The organism is Clostridium sp., assembly GCF_051656525.1.
Taxonomy (GTDB): Bacteria; Bacillota; Clostridia; order Clostridiales; family Clostridiaceae; genus Clostridium.
The window spans coordinates 19075-35331 of sequence record NZ_JBOGCC010000055.1; the positions used below are offsets into that span (position 1 = coordinate 19075).

The window sequence follows — 16257 nt, forward strand, 5'->3', positions numbered from 1 at the left end:
GCCCTCACCTCTTAATTACTGTAGTTTATTTCACGAGTATTTTTTGGAACAACTACAAATAAGTATTCAGCTTGATTAAAGTTAACTGCTGGCTTAATAGTTGCCGTCTTCATAATATTTACTTTGTCATCTATAACTGATTCAACTGTTCCTACTGGTATATTCTGTGGATATATTCCACCAAGTCCAGAAGTAACTACTGTATCTCCTGCTTTAACTGTTGAATTCATTGGAAGATTTTCAACCTTAGCAATTGCTTGATTTTGATTTTCTCTAATTCCTCTTAATATTCCTGTATTGTCACTAGTATTTTGAATTTTAACTGCTACTGCAATATTTTCATTTAAAATACTCTTAACAATTGACCAGTTTGTTCCAACAGAAGTAACTTGACCTACTAATCCATTTGGTGCAATTACTACATATCCTTTTTTAACTCCACTATCTGAACCTTTATCTATTACATATCCATTTAATATATTTCCACCACTATATCCTATTATGTGTGTAGCTATATATTTATATTCATTATTTTCATTTTCAAAATTCAATTCTTTTCTTAATTGCGTATTTTCATTTGCTAACCCTGAATACTGTAGAAGTTGATTTTTAAGTTGTGCATTCTCAGCTTCTAACTGCACATTTTGATCTTTTACTTCTGTAAAATTTAAACAAAGGTCTACAAATCCTTTTATCTTTGAGTTTATTGTATATGTTATTTTTTGAATCGGATTTAATGCGGCTCCAGCACCACTAGCTATCATATCTCTTTCTGAACTCTTAAAGCTCCATGTTATTAAAGCTAAAAATACAACTGACAGCACTACAACAGTGACTGCCAGTTTGTTTTTACGAACTCTCATTCTATAATCTATCTTCCTTGCTTATCTTGTCAAAGTCTTCTAATGCTTTTCCTGCACCTAAAACAACACAATCTAAAGGAGATTCTGCAATGTGAACTGGCATGTTAGTTTCTTTAGTTATTAATTCATCTAACCCTTTTAACATTGCTCCACCACCGGCTAACATAATACCTTTTTCCATAATATCTGCAGCAAGTTCTGGTGGCGTCTTTTCTAGAGTCGTTTTTATTGATTCAATAATAGCATATACAGGCTCTTTAAGAGCTTCTCTTATTTGTGATTCTGATATTTCAACAATCTTTGGAAGACCGGTTATCATATCTCTTCCTTTAATTTCCATAATTCTATTTTCACCATCTACATCATAAGCAGACCCAATTTCCATTTTTATTTGTTCAGATGTTCTTTCACCTATCATTAAATTAAATTCTTTTTTAACATATCCAATAATTGATTGATCTAATTCGTCTCCAGCAACTCTTAATGATTTACTAGTAACGATTCCTCCAAGTGAAATTATAGCGACCTCAGTAGTTCCTCCACCGATATCAACTATCATGCTTCCTGTTGGTTCACTAACTGGAAGTCCTGCTCCTATTGCAGCTGCCATTGGTTCTTCCATAAGAATAACTTCTCTAGCTCCTGCAAGTTTTGTAGCTTCTTCAATTGCTCTTTTTTCTACTTCTGTAACCCCAGATGGATAACATACTATTATTCTTGGTGCTTTAAATGCACTTTTACTTGCACCTTTTTCAATTAATGATTTTATCATTGTGTGTGCAATATCGAAGTCAGCAATAACTCCATCTCTTAATGGTCTTATAGCAACTATGTTTCCTGGAGTTCTTCCTATCATCATTTTTGCCTCTGTTCCTACTGCTAATGGTTTTCTTGTGGTATTATTTATAGCAACAACTGATGGTTCTCTTAAAACTACACCCTTACCTTTTACAAATACTAGTGTATTCGCTGTTCCTAAATCTATTCCCATGTCTTTACTTGTTCCAAAAAATCCCATTTCGTTTATTCCCCTTTCAGTTATATAATTCCTTTTTCTCTTAGGCTCACATACTTATTGTCTCCAATTATTATGTGATCTGTTAGATTTATTCCTAACAATTCACCACAACTACTTATTCTTTTAGTAATCATGATATCTTCCTTACTCGGAGTTGGGTCTCCTGAAGGATGATTATGGCATATAATTATTGAAGCAGCACTAGATTTTAACGCTTCATTAAATATCTCTCTTGGATGTACTATAGCTGAGTTTAAACTACCTTTAAATACATCTTTAACTTTTATCATTTCATTTTTTGTATTTAAAACTATAAGTTTTAAAACTTCTTGATTTAAAGTCGACATTTCAGGATAAAGAAATTCTACTAAATCATTTGCTTTAGTTACTTTCTTTTTTTCTAAATTTCTCAAACTTCCAAGTCTTCTAGCAATTTCTACAATAGCTAAAATTCTAGTTCCTTTTGAATCTTTTATTCCTTTAATCTTCTTTATATCGTCTAATGAAGCTTCCATCATACCATTAAATCCCCCAAGCTCTGCTATTATTCGTTGACTTAAGGTTATAACATTTTCTCCCTTAACCCCTGTTCGTAATACAAGTGCTATAAGTTCTGCATCAGTAAGACTTTCCGCTCCAAAACTAATTAATTTTTCTTGTGGCCTTTCGCCTTTAGGTATATCTAAAACTTTTAAAGCTTTTTCTTTCATAAAAATACTCCTTAAATTTAGAATACCCCCCCATGTTTATTGTTCAATTTCTTTTAAAATTTTTGCTACCTTATTCAGTGGTAATCCAACCACATTATAATAACATCCTTTAATTTCTTCAACAAAAACTCCACCTAAGCCTTGAATTCCATATGCCCCTGCTTTATCAAGTGGTTCTCCACTTTTTATGTAATCCCATATTTCCTGATCAGTAAGATTTGAAAATCTTACTTCTGTTTTAAGGCTTTCTGTTATTCTTTCCTTAGTTTTTGTGTTATAAATCGAAACACCTGAATAAACTTCATGCACTTTTCCGCTTAATTTCTTTAACATCTTATATGCATCTTCTTCATCTTTCGGCTTTTCAAGAATCTTATTATTTATTGAAACTACTGTGTCTGCCGATATTATTATTGTATCTTCGTTTACATTATCTAATATGGCTTCCCCCTTTTTAATCGCTAATTCCTCAACATAACTCTTAGGACTATTAGAATATTTTACTGAACTCTCATCAAAATGACTTTCTACTACAGTAAAATTTTCTACTATTCTTTTTAAAAGTTCTTTCCTTCTCACTGAGGCTGACGCTAATATAAAATCCATAGTTTCCCTCCTAAACAGCTGTCTATCTATATTATTAACAAGAATAAATGATTTCTATTCATAATAATATTCTTCAAACGCAATTTAAGGTGCAGTTTACTTTACACTACACCTTAATTAGTTTATCATTTTATAGCTACCTTAACAAGTAGCTTTACTTCATTTAATTTTTTTTTAAGATTTATTTTAAACTCTGTATTTATTTAAGATGTTATATACATATTCAACAGATTTTTGAATATCTTTTCTTTCTAATACTTTTGGTAAACTTTTTATATGTTCTTTTAATTTTTTTACTTCATCATTTTCTTCATTTTTTGTATCTTTTAGTTCTTCTGTCCATTTTTTAAATTCTTCTACATTCACACTTTTAGTATCTTTATTTTCAAACTTTTCAATTATATCCATATATGCTACCATGATTTTAGAAAGCTTTACCCCATTAGCATCACCCTTTGGTATTTCTGTCCTAATCTTCACATTAACTATTTCATCTTTACTTAATTCATCCGATTTCTTTTTAGCCTCTTCATCTTTATATATTCCTGCTATAACCTTAAACTTATCTCCATCTTTAGAGATAAACTTATTAAACTCTTCTGGTACTTCTTTTAATGCTGTTTTTGCATTTTCTTCTTTTCCATATACACCACATTGCAATATAAAGAAGCTTTCTTTTTCTACTGCTTCTTTATTATTTTTCTCCTTTTCATCCACTGGTTGTGGTTTCATTGTTTCATCATTTTTTTTATTTGCATCATCTTCCTTTGTAACTGGAGGCTTTTTCTCTCTCCCCTCAATTCCCTCACCTTGTTTAAATATCATTGGTCCAAAAATCATCCCTATTCCTATTGCTAGTGGAATACAAACTGCAAGTCCTATAAGAAAAAAATTATTTTTTCCTCTACGTCCCCCACCACGCCTATTATTATTGTTATTATGATTATATCTTGTATATCTCATTTTCCCCTCCCCTAAAAGCACCATCTTTATATTTATATATATTACTCACTTCATTTTAATATTCATTATGTAGTTAAATTTCAATAAAATTGGAAAAATAAATTTTTATTATTTCTTTTATTACACTTCTCTAATTAAATAGAAAAAGGACTCTTTCACTCTTGAAAAAGCCCTTTTTCTTAAATATATTTTATTTTATCTCTGCTAGTATTTTAATTAAATACTCCCATACATTTTTTACTGAAGAAATACTCATATGCTCATTCGGTGTATGAACATCATAAAGATTTGGACCAAAACTTATCATATCTAGATTTCCTAATCTTTCTTTAAATAATCCACACTCTACACCAGCATGTATTGCTGTAAGTTTTGGTTCTTCACCAGTCATCTTTTTATAAACATCTATACAGATTTCTCTTATTCTAGAATCTGGATTATACTCCCACTCTGGATATCCTGCATTAGTTGTAAATTCTCCACCTAAAAGTTCTGTAACAGTTTGTGCTCTTAATGTAATTTCATCTTTTAATGAACCTACTGAACTTCTTATAGCACTATCATAAATAACTTCACCATTCTCTGTACTAACTATTCCTAAGTTAGTTGAACTTTCAGTTAATCCATGCATACTTTTGCTCATTGTGTTTACTCCATTAGGATAAAGATATAAAAGATTTATTACTCTTTCTGTTACATCTTTAGTAAACATTTTACTAGCTTTAGCTTCTGATACTTCTAAACTTACATCTGGATCTTGTACTTTTAATTCATGTTTAAATGTACCTTCTAAATTTAAAACTACATCTTTTACATCTTTTATATCAGATGATTTTACAAGGATTATCGCATCTGCTTCTCTTGGAATTGCATTATTTTTAGAACCACCTTCAATATAAGAAAGTCTTATATCAAATTTTCCTAATAACTCTTTTAAGATTCTTCCCATTAACTTATTAGAATTTCCACGTCCCTTATTTATTTCCATTCCAGAGTGTCCACCTTTAAGACCTCTTACCTTTATTTCTAAAGGAGTGTATTCATTACCTACATTTTCTTCTTCTATTTTAATTACAGATTTACTTCTTATTCCACCTGCACAGCTTAATAGTAGTTCGCCTTCTTCCTCAGAATCAAGGTTTAAAAGAATTTTACCATCAACATCTTTTTTATTAATGTTCATCGCTCCAGTCATTCCTGTTTCTTCATCAACAGTTAATAATAATTCTATTGCAGGATGTTCTATTTCATTGCTTGCAAGTACAGCCATTCCATAAGCTATAGCTATTCCATTATCTGCTCCAAGAGTAGTTCCAGTTGCAAAAATATTATCTCCTTCAACTCTTAGCTTAATTGGATCTTTTAGAAAGTCGTGCTCTGTTCCTTTATTTTTTTCACAAACCATGTCCATATGCCCTTGAAGTATTACTCCTGGCGCATTTTCATATCCTTTAGTTGCAGGTTTTTTAATTATTATATTTAGTGTTTCGTCTTGTATAACTTCTAATCCTAATTTCTTTGCAAATGAAACTAAATAATCACTTATTCCCTTCTCATTTCCTGATCCTCTTGGTATTCTTGAAATTTCTTCAAAGTAACTAAAAACTTCTTTTGGTTCTATATTTGATATTTTTTCCATTTTTATTCCTTCCTTCTCATTTTAGTGTTAAAATAATATTGTAGTTAATTTTAGTATATCACATAGTGTTAACATATTAAAAGTTTGCTCATACTATCTATGATTAATACTAAAGTTATCTTTAAAAAATTTATTTTAAGAGGTGATTCCTATGCAAAAAACAAAAATGATTTTTACAATTGGTCCTGCTAGTGATAGTGAAGATATTTTAAGAGAATTCATTAAAATTGGTATGAGTGCTGCAAGATTAAATTTTTCTCATGGCAGTCATGAATCTCACAAAGAAAAAATTGATTTAATTAAAAAGCTTAGAGATGAACTGAAAACTACTACCTCTATTATACTTGATATTAAAGGCCCTAAAATTAGAACTCATAACTTTATAAATGATGGTGTTCTTTTAGAAAAAGGTGCTCCATTTTCATTTATTTGTGGAACAGAAGTTTTAGGGGATAATACCAAATGTTCTGTAACTTATGATGAATTATATAAAGATGTTAAAAAAGATGGACATATCCTTGTTGATGATGGTGTCCTTCAATTTAAAATAACAGAAATTATTGATAAAGAAATAAAATGTATTGTAACTGTTGGTGGCATAATTAAGAACCACAAAGGAGTCAATGTTCCTAATATCTCCATAAATCTCCCTTCTGTAACTGAAAAAGATAAAGAAGATATTATTTTTGGTTGTGAAAACGATGTAGATTTTATTGCAGCCTCTTTTGTTCGAAAAGCTTCCGACATACTTGATGTTAGAAATATTTTAGACTCTCATAATGGGAAACATATTAAAATCATTGCTAAAATTGAAAGCCAAGAAGGTGTAGAAAATATAGATGAGATTTTAAAAGTAACTGATGCAGTTATGGTTGCACGTGGAGATATGGGAATTGAAATTCCCATTGAAAAAGTTCCTATATTACAAAAAAGTATTATAAAAAAATGTAATCTTGCTGGAAAAGTTGTTATTACTGCAACACAAATGCTTGATTCAATGATTAGAAATTCAATTCCAACACGTGCCGAAGCTTGTGATATTTGTAATGCTATCTTTGATGGAACTGATGCTATTATGCTTAGTGGTGAAAGTGCATCTGGTTCATTCCCTCTAGAAGCTGTTCAAACCATGTCAAAAATAGCAAAAGAAACTGAAGCACATCTTAATTATGAGCATCTTAAAATTAGTGCAATTTTAGAAGGCCGTGTAAATATCAATTCTGATTCCTTTGCTGATGCTATAAGTTATTCTGCATGTAGAACTTCAAACTCAATTGATGCAGAAGCAATAGTTGCTGCAACTCAATCTGGTTCAACAGCTAGACTTATTTCTAAATACAGACCTAAGGCCCACATTATTGCAATTACACCTTATGCGAGAGTTCGCCGTAGTCTTGCTTTAAACTTTGGTGTTATTCCAGCACATTGTGATCATTTTAATTCGACAGATGAAATTTTACTAGAAGCTAAAAAAATAGCTAGCAATTATGATTTTATAAATAAAGGTGATGAAATTATAGTTGCAGCAGGAATGCCAACAAATCATACTGGTGGAACTAATATGCTTAAAATAGAAAAAATTTAACTTTAAAAAGCCCAAAGCAAAATCTTTGCTCTGGGCTCTTTCTTATATCTTATAATTTACTTTTTAAATCTGCAAAAAGATCTCCTAAAGTAACATCTTCTTCTGAATTATCTTCATAGTTTACATACTCTCTAGTTTTTCCTGAAGCATCTTTTATGCTAAGTGATAATTTTTTTGCATCTAAATCAACACTTAAAACTTTAACTTTAACTACATCTCCAACTTTAACAGCTTCTGCTGGATCTTTAATTGGTTCTGGAGTTATTTCACTTAAGTGAACTAATCCTTCTACACCTTTAAATAATTCAACGAAAGCTCCAAACTTAGCAAGTTTCTTAACTTTACCTTCTAAGATTTCTCCACTCTTTAAGCTATCTGCATTTAGTGTCCATGGCTCTTGTAAGTTGTCTTTTAAAATAAGAGATAATCTTTTATTTTCTTTATCAACATTTCCTATAAATACTTCAACAGTATCTCCTTTTTTAACTACATCTTCAACGTTTCTAACTCTTTCCCAAGCTAAATCGTTAATGTGTACTAAACCTTGAACTCCTGGAAGAACTTCAACAAATGCTCCAAACTTAGTTGTATTTCTAACAGTACCTGTTATTTTTTCTCCTGATTTTAATGAGTTCCAGTTCTTTTCTTCTTCTGCCTTAAATGCCTCTTCTTCTAAAGCTCTTCTTGAAGCTATAACTTTATTATTTTTTAAGTCAAGTTCAATTATTCTAACTTCTAAATCATCTCCAACTAAATCTTTACCATTAGTTTTACGTCTACTAATTAATGAACCTGGCATAAATACTCTAGTTTTTCCATAATAACATAAAAGTCCACCTTTTATCTCTTCTTGAACATGAACATTAACTGGAGTTTCATTTTCAAAAGCTTCTTTTAATTCTTTTCCTTCTTCTCTTAATACTGCTTTAATAGCTTCTCTCTCTTCTCTTTCTAATAATCTTCTTCTTGAAAGAACTACAGTCCCTTCTCCATCATTTGGTGATAAAACTATAACTCTAATTTTATCTCCTTCTTTTAACTCTTCAGTTATATTAACGTCTTTATTACTTACCTCATCTTTTGAAATAAATCCATCAAATGCATAATTTATATTAACGTTCGCACCTTTTTCATCTACGCTTATTATAGTTCCGTCTAAAACTTCACCTTTTTTAATAGTTTTTACATCATATTGATCTAATAATTCTTGCATACTGTTTTCGTTACTCATGCTATTCACTCCTTTTTTAAATAAGTATATATCTAATTCTAATCTATTGGGTATTTTTTCTCAACTATTTTCTAATCTCTAACATTATAACCTTTTAACTAAAAGTTTCATATAATTATTATATATAATTTTTTTGGAGGGCTTCACATTGAATTTTTTTGCAAATTTACAGTCTAAAAAAAACAAAAAAAACTATGAAACACTTTTAGATATCAAGGAAGATTTAGATCAAATTTCACTTAAAATATCAATTTTAAAGAATAAAATTGATACTTTCAATAAAACTTCTATATCCTCTTTAGATAACATCCAAAATTATATTTCTAAAATTCACGCCTCTGCTAATAAAAATAATCTTTCTCTTTGTAAAAAAGGATTCTTTAAATACTATCGTGAAAATATAATTTATAACTTTATTCTTAAAAACTCCTTGTTATTATCAAAGGAATTTAAAATTATAAATGAAAGTCTCTCTTCTATTCAAGATGAATATGACATTCTTGAACAAAACTATTCTAATTCCTTATCAATTTCAAAATTTATATTCAAAGATATATTCACCTTATCAATTAAAGATTTCTCTAATAAACTACTTAACCTTTCTAAAAATGTAACTTCTTTAAACGAAACTTTCTCTAAAGTTATTAATTCTAAACCTTCTCCAGAATTCTCTGACCTTTTTGAAGATGAATCTGCTTTTGATATTCACTTTAATGAATTTCTAAAAGAATATAATATTATATTTTAAAAGGACTATCTCATAGGATTATATAAATAATCTTTTGAGATAGTCCATTTTCAATTAATTATTCAGCGATTTCTACTACGTCGTATCCTTCTTCTTCAATTAATTCTTTTAACTCATCTTTAGTTATGCTTCCTTCTACAGTTGCAAGACCTATTTTAACATCAAAGTTATCTACTTTTGCATTATCTTTTAATGCATCCTCTACGTGTTTTACGCAATGTCCACAAGACATTCCTGTTATTTTAGCTACTAATTTTGCCATAATAATTCACTCCTCAATAATTTTTATTCACAAGGTACAAAGCCCCTTGTTATGGCACTATATTAAAATTTAGGTTTAAATCTTTTTAATCTTAAAGCATTTAATAATACTGACACTGAACTTAAACTCATTGCAAATGCTGCTATCATAGGATTTAATAATGGCCCTCCAAGTGCATATACAATTCCCATTGCAAATGGAATACCAACTACATTATAAGCAAATGCCCAGAAAAGATTTTCCTTTATGTTTCTTATAGTTGCTTTACTTAACTGAATTGCTGATACAACATCTAATATATCACTTCTCATTAATACAACATCTGCTGATTCTATGGCTACATCTGTACCTGAACCAATTGCAATACCAATCTCTGCTGTTACAAGTGCTGGTGCATCATTTACACCATCTCCAACCATTGCTACCTTTTTACCTTCTGCTTGAATAGTTTTAACTACATCTGCTTTTCCTTCAGGTAATACATCAGATACTACTCTATCTATATTAACTTGACTTGCAATTGCTTTTGCAGTTTTTTCATTATCACCCGTAAGCATAACTACTTCAATTCCCATATCTTGAAGTGCTTTAACAGCTCTTTTACTGTTTTCTTTTACTGTATCTGCAACTGCAATGATTCCATTAAAAACCCCATCTATTGCCATAAACATTGGTGTTTTCCCCATATCTGCAAGGCTATGTGCTTTTTCTTCAATAGAATCTATATTAATAGAGAATCTATCCATTATTTTTCTGTTACCAATAATAATATCTTTCCCTTCAATTTTAGTTTCAATTCCTTCTCCTAAGATTGCATTGAATTCATCAATTTTTGGTAAATCTAAATTTCTATCTTTCGCTTCATTTACAATAGCTTCTCCAAGTGGATGCTCTGAACCTTTTTCAGCAGCTGCTGCAAACCTTAAAACTTCATTTTCATCCATTCCAGTAGAAACAATATCTGTAACTTTTGGTTTACCTTCTGTTATAGTTCCTGTTTTATCAAATACAACTGTTTGTAATTTATGAGCTTCTTCGAGTGCAGTACCACTTTTAATTAATACTCCATTCTCTGCTCCTTTACCTGTACTTACCATAATTGCTGTAGGAGTTGCTAATCCTAGAGCACATGGGCATGCTATAACTAATACTGAAATAAGTATATTAAGTGAGAACTCTAATCCTACTCCACCAAAGAAGTACCAAGCAAGAGTTGCAAGTATTGCTAAAATAATAACTGTTGGAACAAAGTATGCTGAAATTACATCTGCCATTCTTGCAATTGGAGCTTTAGTTCCTTGTGCACTTTCAACTAAACTTATAATTTGTGATAATGCTGTATCTTTACCTACTTTAGTAGCTTTAAATTTAAACATTCCTGTTTTATTTATACTTCCACCAATAACACTATCTCCTACATTTTTTTCAACTGGAATACTTTCACCTGTAAGCATTGCCTCATCAATAGCTGATGATCCTTCTACAATCTCACCATCAACTGGAAGCTTTTCTCCTGGCTTAACTAAAACTATATCTCCAGTTTTAACTTCATCAATTTTAACTGTTCTTTCTTCACCATCTATAATAATAGTTGCAGTTTTTGGTGCAAGTCCCATAAGCTTATTAATAGCATCAGAAGTTTTTCCTTGTGTTATAGCTTCTAGGAATTTACCTAAACTAATAAATACAACTATAAGTCCTGCTGACTCAAAATATAAATGATGTACAAATTCTAAATGTCCTGTGGCAATTTTATATATTGCATAAATACCATATAAAGTTGCTGCTGTACTTCCAAGAGCAATCAAACTATCCATATTCGGACTTAAATGTGCTAAATTTTTAAATCCATGTATAAAGAAATCTCTTCCTATAATAATTATAATTACTGCTAATATAAGTTGAATAATTGCAAAGTTTAATGGATGTGTATGCATATCAATAATATTTGGTAATGGCATATGGAACATTGGTCCCATTGCAATTAATAATAATGGAATACCAAATATTGCAGCTAATATAAGTCTTAATCTAGTTTTTTTAATTTTTTTCTCTGCTCTACTTCTTGGAGTTTCCTCTTGCACCTTCTCATCTACTTCAAAAGCCTCATATCCTGCTTTTTTAACAGTATTTTCAATATCACTTCCTCTTAAAACGCTACTATCATAATCAACATTTAAATCTTCTGTTGCTAAGTTTACTACTGCTTTTTCTACTCCATCAAGTTTATTTAAAACTCTTTCTACTCTACTTGAACATGATGCGCAAGTCATTCCTTTTACTTTGTAATGTTTATGAGCCATTTTCTTTTCATCTATTACTGATGCATCATATCCTGCTTTTCTTATAGTTTCAATAATGTCATCTTCGCTCATTTCATCTTTATTAAATTCAATAGTTAATTTCTCAGTTGCTAAATTTACTACTGCCTTTTCTACTGCTTCTTTTTTATTAAGAACTCTTTCCACTCTGCTTGAACATGATGCACAAGTCATTCCAGTAACATTAAATTCTCTTTTAACCTCACTATCATTCTTTTCTTCAACGCCTTCATATCCAGCTTTTTTTATAGTTTCTAATATTTCGTCAGTATTTATTTTATCTTTATCAAAATCTATATTTAACTTTTCTGTAGCTAAATTTACTACAGCTTCATTAACTCCATCTTTCTTGTTAAGAACTCTCTCTACTCTACTTGAACAAGCAGCGCAGGTCATTCCTTTTACTGTAAATAGTTTTTTCACCTTAATCTCCTCCCTATTTATCTATAAGCTTAGTTAATATACTCATAATCTCATCAACCTTAGCTTCCTTTTCTTCCTCATTATCTAAAGCTTCTTTAACACAATGATGCATATGTTGTGAAAGAATCAATTTATTTGATTTTTTCAAAAGCCCTTGTGCTGCTATTATTTGATTAGAAATATCAATGCAATATCTTCCATCCTCTATCATTTTAATTATTGCTTCAATTTGACCTCTACAAGTTTTTAAAGATTGTAGTGCTTTCTTTTTTTCATCATTCATCTCTTTACTCCCCTCCCCCCTAGGTGGGGGTTCTTATATTTATAATATATATCTCTTTTTCTTTTATGTCAAACTTTTTAGAATTTAATTTTATTTTTCCCTTTTTAAGTTTTATTATTTATGCACATCTTTTTATAATACGACTTCATTTATTCACATTTATCTATATCTCTATTTAAATTCCTCCTCCTAATTTTTCTCAATAAAAAAACTCTTACTAAGCCTCATTGCTTAATAAGAGTTTTAACTTTATATCTTTTCCTTCATCTCTTTATAACAGAATTCAATTATATCACTTCTTTTTATTATCCCTATAAATATTCCCTCATCATCTACTACAGGAACAAAATTTTGATTTACTGCAAGTGATATAAGACTTTCTATATCTGCATTTATTGACACACTTTTGTGATTTCTTCTACATTTTACTTCATCAACTTTTACAGTCTCTGTATTTTTAAAACTTAATTCTGGCGTATTTTTAAGCTTCCATAACAAGTCTCCCTCAGTTATGGACTTTACATACTTTCCTCTATTATCAAGAATAGGTATAGCTGTATATCCGTGATGCTCCATACGCTCCATAACTTGTCTCATAGTTGCCTCTACATTCTCATAAATAACCTCATTTTTTGGTGTAAGGAAAAACGCTATATTCATTTCTTTCTTCTCCTAAATAATATTTATTTACACTTATATTCTATCACACTATCTTGTATAATATAACTCTTAACTTTGTTTTTCCAATTTGATAAAATACTTTTCTAATTTATACATATAGTCTGAATACTCTATCTCATTTAATATACTTCCAATTTCAGAGTATATAACTTTTCCATGAAGAGTCTTCTTTATAATAACTTCATTTAAAATTGTTGAATGACATTTAGGACAAATTCCAACTGAAAGGAATCTCCATCTAGCTGGCATATAATCGAAATCTAAGACTAATTTTCTTCTACATTTAGGACATATTGATTTTATTTTAGAATAATCTAAATTCATATTATCAACACACCTTAAATTTATAGCTGGCATATCATATATATTATCAACTATATAGTTTTTAACAATTCTATAATTATATAATTGTTTAAAAGCTTGCACTGTATAATTTGCATCGTTTAATGCATCATGTAAAAGATTATCATCAGCCTTTATATTAAGTCTCATCAAAGCATTTTTAAGGCTTAATGATTTTTTAGCACCTATAACTTTTGTTACATACTCTTGAATATCCAAATATTTTTTCACCCATTTTATATCTTCATATTTATGAAAATGTGAGTTTATTATTATTTGTGCTACATCATCTTTTGCCCATGAGCATAAAATATTATTTCCTATAAATGCTTTTAGCCTATCTATAGCTTCTTTAAATGAAATCCCTTTTTCTAAATCTTCATTTGTTATTTTTGTAATATTTATTATTTCAGGATTTAAAATAGGAAAGATTGAAGGCTTTATATATACCTTCAATTCATCCTCTATTTTCATATATTGATCCACCTTTATAGCACCAATTTCTATAATCTCACTCTCAATTTCAATATCCCTAAGTTCTTTATACTCTTCATATATATTAGGATAATATCTTTCTATATTATCTAATCTATTGAATTCTAAATCAATTATTACATATCCCATAACCCCTTTTTCTACTCCCTTACTCTTTTTCGTTAAAATCTATTCCTGCAAGCTTCATAAGGTGTATTGCATTTTGAGTTCTACTTCTTCCATCTCTTAGCTTATAGTCAAATTTTATCTTTCCATCTTCATAGTATTCTCTAAAGTTTTTATTTTGGATTCTCTTATCCTTTTCTTCTAAATCACATAAGTCTAAATCATGTGTTGATACAATTCCTACAGCTCCTGAATCAATAAGTTGATTTATAAGAACTTTTGCCCCTGTATGTCTATCTTCTGAATTTGTACCCTTAAATATTTCATCTAATAAGAAGAAAATTCTTTTTCCACTTTTTGCTCCTTCAATTAAAAGTTTTATTCTTAAAATCTCAGCATAAAAGGATGATATACTCTCCTCTAAATTATCCTTAGTTCTCATACACGTATATAAATCAAACATTCCACATTTAAATTCATCACTATTAACAGGTGCTCCTAAATATGAAAGAACTAAGTTTAACCCAATTGTTCTTAAAAACGTACTTTTTCCTGACATATTTGACCCTGTAATTAATGTTGTTTTTGTATACTCATTTAATTCATAATTATTTCTCACAGCTCTTTTCCCTAAAATAGGATGCCCAACTTCTTTAGCTTTAACAATCTTTTCTTCCACTATTTCAGGATAAGTCCATTCCTCAAAGTCAAATGCTAAATTTGAAACACTTCCTAATGCATCAAATTCGTTCATTGCCTCTAGCCATTCACTTAAATATTCCCCATTTTTTTCTCTAAACTTCTCTAAATTAGATACTAAAAATACATCTGAAAATATAAATAAATTTATAATTAAATAATATGCATTTCCATGACTATCTCCAACCCAATCTAAGATAGATGCAAGTTTTTTCATCTCTTTCTTACATGATATATTTTTATCTTTATTATTTATCTTACTTTTTATTTCTTTTAAGTACTCCGATTCAAAACTCTCATCTTCAATAAGTGCTAATATCTCTGAATATGCTTTTATTGTAGACTTCATAAGTGCAAACATTTCTAACTCTTCTTTACTATCTTTAGTTAAACTTTTTATAACTAAATAGTTTACCATTAGAACTATAAGTAATTCACTCCATCTTAAAACTCCTACAACTGATAAAGCTATCCAACCAAAAGTTATTATAATAAAGAAAATGGCTATATACTTTTTTAATGTTCCTTTATTTCTTTTAGTCTTGCTCCATTCTTTTAAATACTCTATCTCATTTAATTCTTGATTACTATTACTAACATTCATTAGCCCTTTTAATATTAATTTTTGTCTCCAAGATACCTTTTTCCCAAGTTCTTTTATCCCCTCTTGTTTTTTCTTAATTTCTTTTGCATCTATTGTTTCATTTTCACTTAAGATTTTAAACAATCTATTTCTACCACCACGAGTTACAGTAGTATTTATAAGTTGAAAAAGAGAATTTACTCCAAAAATATCTAAATCATGTGTATATGGATGTTTTTCATCTATATATTCTTTTCCACAATCCTTTTCATTTTTAAACTCACCATTTAACCTTCTTAAGCCTTTTTCATTTATTTCTATCATTAATTCATGACTTTTCTTTTGTTTTAAAATTTTATTATGTAAAAAAGCTACTAAAATAAATACAACTATAAAAAAAGCTCCACTTATAATTGCTAAAGTACCTTTTCCACTTGAATAAAATTTATATACTGAAAAAATTAAAAGAATTATTACTACTAATCTACTCCAACCTATTGCTAAACTTTTTTTATCTATTTGTTCTATCTTAATTCTACTCTCTTTTATATTTTCTTCATAAAATTTTAGTGCATTCATTAATATTTTTTACTCCTTTTTATTGTTTTATGTAAATTATACCATAAGTTAACAAGAAAAAGGGAAGAGTATATAAATATCTCTTCCTTTATTTCATTGCATTATATATTGTTTCTAAATT

At 29.2% G+C, this 16257-nt stretch carries 15 protein-coding genes; 2 read left to right on the plus strand and 13 right to left on the minus strand.

The window, feature by feature from the left end:
* Nucleotides 1–11 precede the first annotated feature (11 nt).
* The 6 genes from mreC to ACRDDY_RS02040 all read right to left on the minus strand — a co-directional run bounded on the left by mreC (nucleotide 12) and on the right by ACRDDY_RS02040 (nucleotide 5799).
* Entirely contained in the window at nucleotides 12–863 is an 852-nt protein-coding gene (gene mreC, locus ACRDDY_RS02015; RefSeq protein WP_438563300.1) for a rod shape-determining protein MreC, read from the minus strand.
* Nucleotide 864: 1 nt separating this feature from the next.
* A complete protein-coding gene (locus ACRDDY_RS02020; protein WP_438563301.1) occupies nucleotides 865–1881 on the minus strand; it encodes a rod shape-determining protein in 1017 nt (338 codons plus the stop codon).
* Nucleotides 1882–1901: 20 nt separating this feature from the next.
* Nucleotides 1902–2591, minus strand: coding sequence for a RadC family protein (gene radC / locus ACRDDY_RS02025; protein ID WP_438563302.1), 690 nt, complete (start codon nucleotides 2589–2591; stop codon nucleotides 1902–1904).
* Between the two features lie 36 nt (nucleotides 2592–2627).
* Nucleotides 2628–3197, minus strand: coding sequence for a Maf-like protein (locus ACRDDY_RS02030; protein ID WP_438563303.1), 570 nt, complete (start codon nucleotides 3195–3197; stop codon nucleotides 2628–2630).
* A gap of 186 nt (nucleotides 3198–3383) precedes the next feature.
* Nucleotides 3384–4160, minus strand: a complete 777-nt coding sequence (locus tag ACRDDY_RS02035) for an SPOR domain-containing protein (RefSeq protein ID WP_438563304.1) — start codon at nucleotides 4158–4160, stop codon at nucleotides 3384–3386.
* A gap of 190 nt (nucleotides 4161–4350) precedes the next feature.
* The gene (locus ACRDDY_RS02040; RefSeq protein ID WP_438563305.1) at nucleotides 4351–5799 is read right to left on the minus strand and encodes an aminoacyl-histidine dipeptidase; all 1449 of its coding nucleotides are present in this window, start codon (nucleotides 5797–5799) and stop codon (nucleotides 4351–4353) included.
* 151 nt (nucleotides 5800–5950) lie between these two features.
* Here ACRDDY_RS02040 and pyk point away from each other — a divergent pair, with 151 nt between their 5' ends.
* Nucleotides 5951–7384, plus strand: coding sequence for a pyruvate kinase (gene pyk, locus ACRDDY_RS02045; RefSeq protein WP_438563306.1), 1434 nt, complete (start codon nucleotides 5951–5953; stop codon nucleotides 7382–7384).
* A 49-nt stretch (nucleotides 7385–7433) separates the two neighbouring features.
* Here pyk and rpsA read toward each other — a convergent pair whose 3' ends face one another.
* On the minus strand, nucleotides 7434–8615 hold the full coding sequence (gene rpsA, locus ACRDDY_RS02050) for a 30S ribosomal protein S1 (RefSeq protein ID WP_438563307.1): 1182 nt from the start codon (nucleotides 8613–8615) through the stop codon (nucleotides 7434–7436).
* A 148-nt stretch (nucleotides 8616–8763) separates the two neighbouring features.
* Between rpsA and ACRDDY_RS02055 the strand changes: the two genes are divergently transcribed.
* The gene (locus ACRDDY_RS02055; protein WP_438563308.1) at nucleotides 8764–9363 is read left to right on the plus strand and encodes a hypothetical protein; all 600 of its coding nucleotides are present in this window, start codon (nucleotides 8764–8766) and stop codon (nucleotides 9361–9363) included.
* 58 nt (nucleotides 9364–9421) lie between these two features.
* On the opposite strand, the gene ACRDDY_RS02060 is transcribed toward ACRDDY_RS02055, so the two are convergent.
* From ACRDDY_RS02060 to ACRDDY_RS02085, 6 genes are all read right to left on the minus strand, one after another.
* On the minus strand, nucleotides 9422–9625 hold the full coding sequence (locus tag ACRDDY_RS02060) for a heavy-metal-associated domain-containing protein (protein ID WP_438563309.1): 204 nt from the start codon (nucleotides 9623–9625) through the stop codon (nucleotides 9422–9424).
* A gap of 62 nt (nucleotides 9626–9687) precedes the next feature.
* Complete coding sequence (locus tag ACRDDY_RS02065; RefSeq protein WP_438563310.1) at nucleotides 9688–12369, minus strand: heavy metal translocating P-type ATPase; 2682 nt, start codon at nucleotides 12367–12369, stop codon at nucleotides 9688–9690.
* Nucleotides 12370–12382: 13 nt separating this feature from the next.
* Entirely contained in the window at nucleotides 12383–12652 is a 270-nt protein-coding gene (locus ACRDDY_RS02070; RefSeq protein ID WP_438563311.1) for a metal-sensing transcriptional repressor, read from the minus strand.
* 249 nt (nucleotides 12653–12901) lie between these two features.
* Entirely contained in the window at nucleotides 12902–13312 is a 411-nt protein-coding gene (locus tag ACRDDY_RS02075; protein ID WP_438563312.1) for a CBS domain-containing protein, read from the minus strand.
* A 69-nt stretch (nucleotides 13313–13381) separates the two neighbouring features.
* Nucleotides 13382–14299 carry an exonuclease domain-containing protein gene (locus ACRDDY_RS02080; RefSeq protein ID WP_438563313.1) on the minus strand — a complete coding sequence of 306 codons (918 nt, stop codon included), beginning with the start codon at nucleotides 14297–14299 and terminating at the stop codon, nucleotides 13382–13384.
* Between the two features lie 19 nt (nucleotides 14300–14318).
* The gene (locus ACRDDY_RS02085) at nucleotides 14319–16136 is read right to left on the minus strand and encodes a MutS-related protein (protein ID WP_438563314.1); all 1818 of its coding nucleotides are present in this window, start codon (nucleotides 16134–16136) and stop codon (nucleotides 14319–14321) included.
* Nucleotides 16137–16257: the final 121 nt, after the last annotated feature.

What these genes read in the sequence shown, in the direction of transcription:
- ACRDDY_RS02085 (WP_438563314.1), bottom strand. Translation starts at nt 16,136, where the DNA reads ATGAATGCACTAAAATTTTATGAAGAAAATATAAAAGAGAGTAGAATT.
- ACRDDY_RS02040 (WP_438563305.1), bottom strand. Translation starts at nt 5,799, where the DNA reads ATGGAAAAAATATCAAATATAGAACCAAAAGAAGTTTTTAGTTACTTT.
- mreC (WP_438563300.1), bottom strand. Translation starts at nt 863, where the DNA reads ATGAGAGTTCGTAAAAACAAACTGGCAGTCACTGTTGTAGTGCTGTCA.
- rpsA (WP_438563307.1), bottom strand. Translation starts at nt 8,615, where the DNA reads ATGAGTAACGAAAACAGTATGCAAGAATTATTAGATCAATATGATGTA.
- ACRDDY_RS02035 (WP_438563304.1), bottom strand. Translation starts at nt 4,160, where the DNA reads ATGAGATATACAAGATATAATCATAATAACAATAATAATAGGCGTGGT.
- ACRDDY_RS02020 (WP_438563301.1), bottom strand. Translation starts at nt 1,881, where the DNA reads ATGGGATTTTTTGGAACAAGTAAAGACATGGGAATAGATTTAGGAACA.
- ACRDDY_RS02060 (WP_438563309.1), bottom strand. Translation starts at nt 9,625, where the DNA reads ATGGCAAAATTAGTAGCTAAAATAACAGGAATGTCTTGTGGACATTGC.
- pyk (WP_438563306.1), top strand. Translation starts at nt 5,951, where the DNA reads ATGCAAAAAACAAAAATGATTTTTACAATTGGTCCTGCTAGTGATAGT.
- ACRDDY_RS02070 (WP_438563311.1), bottom strand. Translation starts at nt 12,652, where the DNA reads ATGAATGATGAAAAAAAGAAAGCACTACAATCTTTAAAAACTTGTAGA.
- radC (WP_438563302.1), bottom strand. Translation starts at nt 2,591, where the DNA reads ATGAAAGAAAAAGCTTTAAAAGTTTTAGATATACCTAAAGGCGAAAGG.
- ACRDDY_RS02080 (WP_438563313.1), bottom strand. Translation starts at nt 14,299, where the DNA reads ATGGGATATGTAATAATTGATTTAGAATTCAATAGATTAGATAATATA.
- ACRDDY_RS02075 (WP_438563312.1), bottom strand. Translation starts at nt 13,312, where the DNA reads ATGAATATAGCGTTTTTCCTTACACCAAAAAATGAGGTTATTTATGAG.
- ACRDDY_RS02030 (WP_438563303.1), bottom strand. Translation starts at nt 3,197, where the DNA reads ATGGATTTTATATTAGCGTCAGCCTCAGTGAGAAGGAAAGAACTTTTA.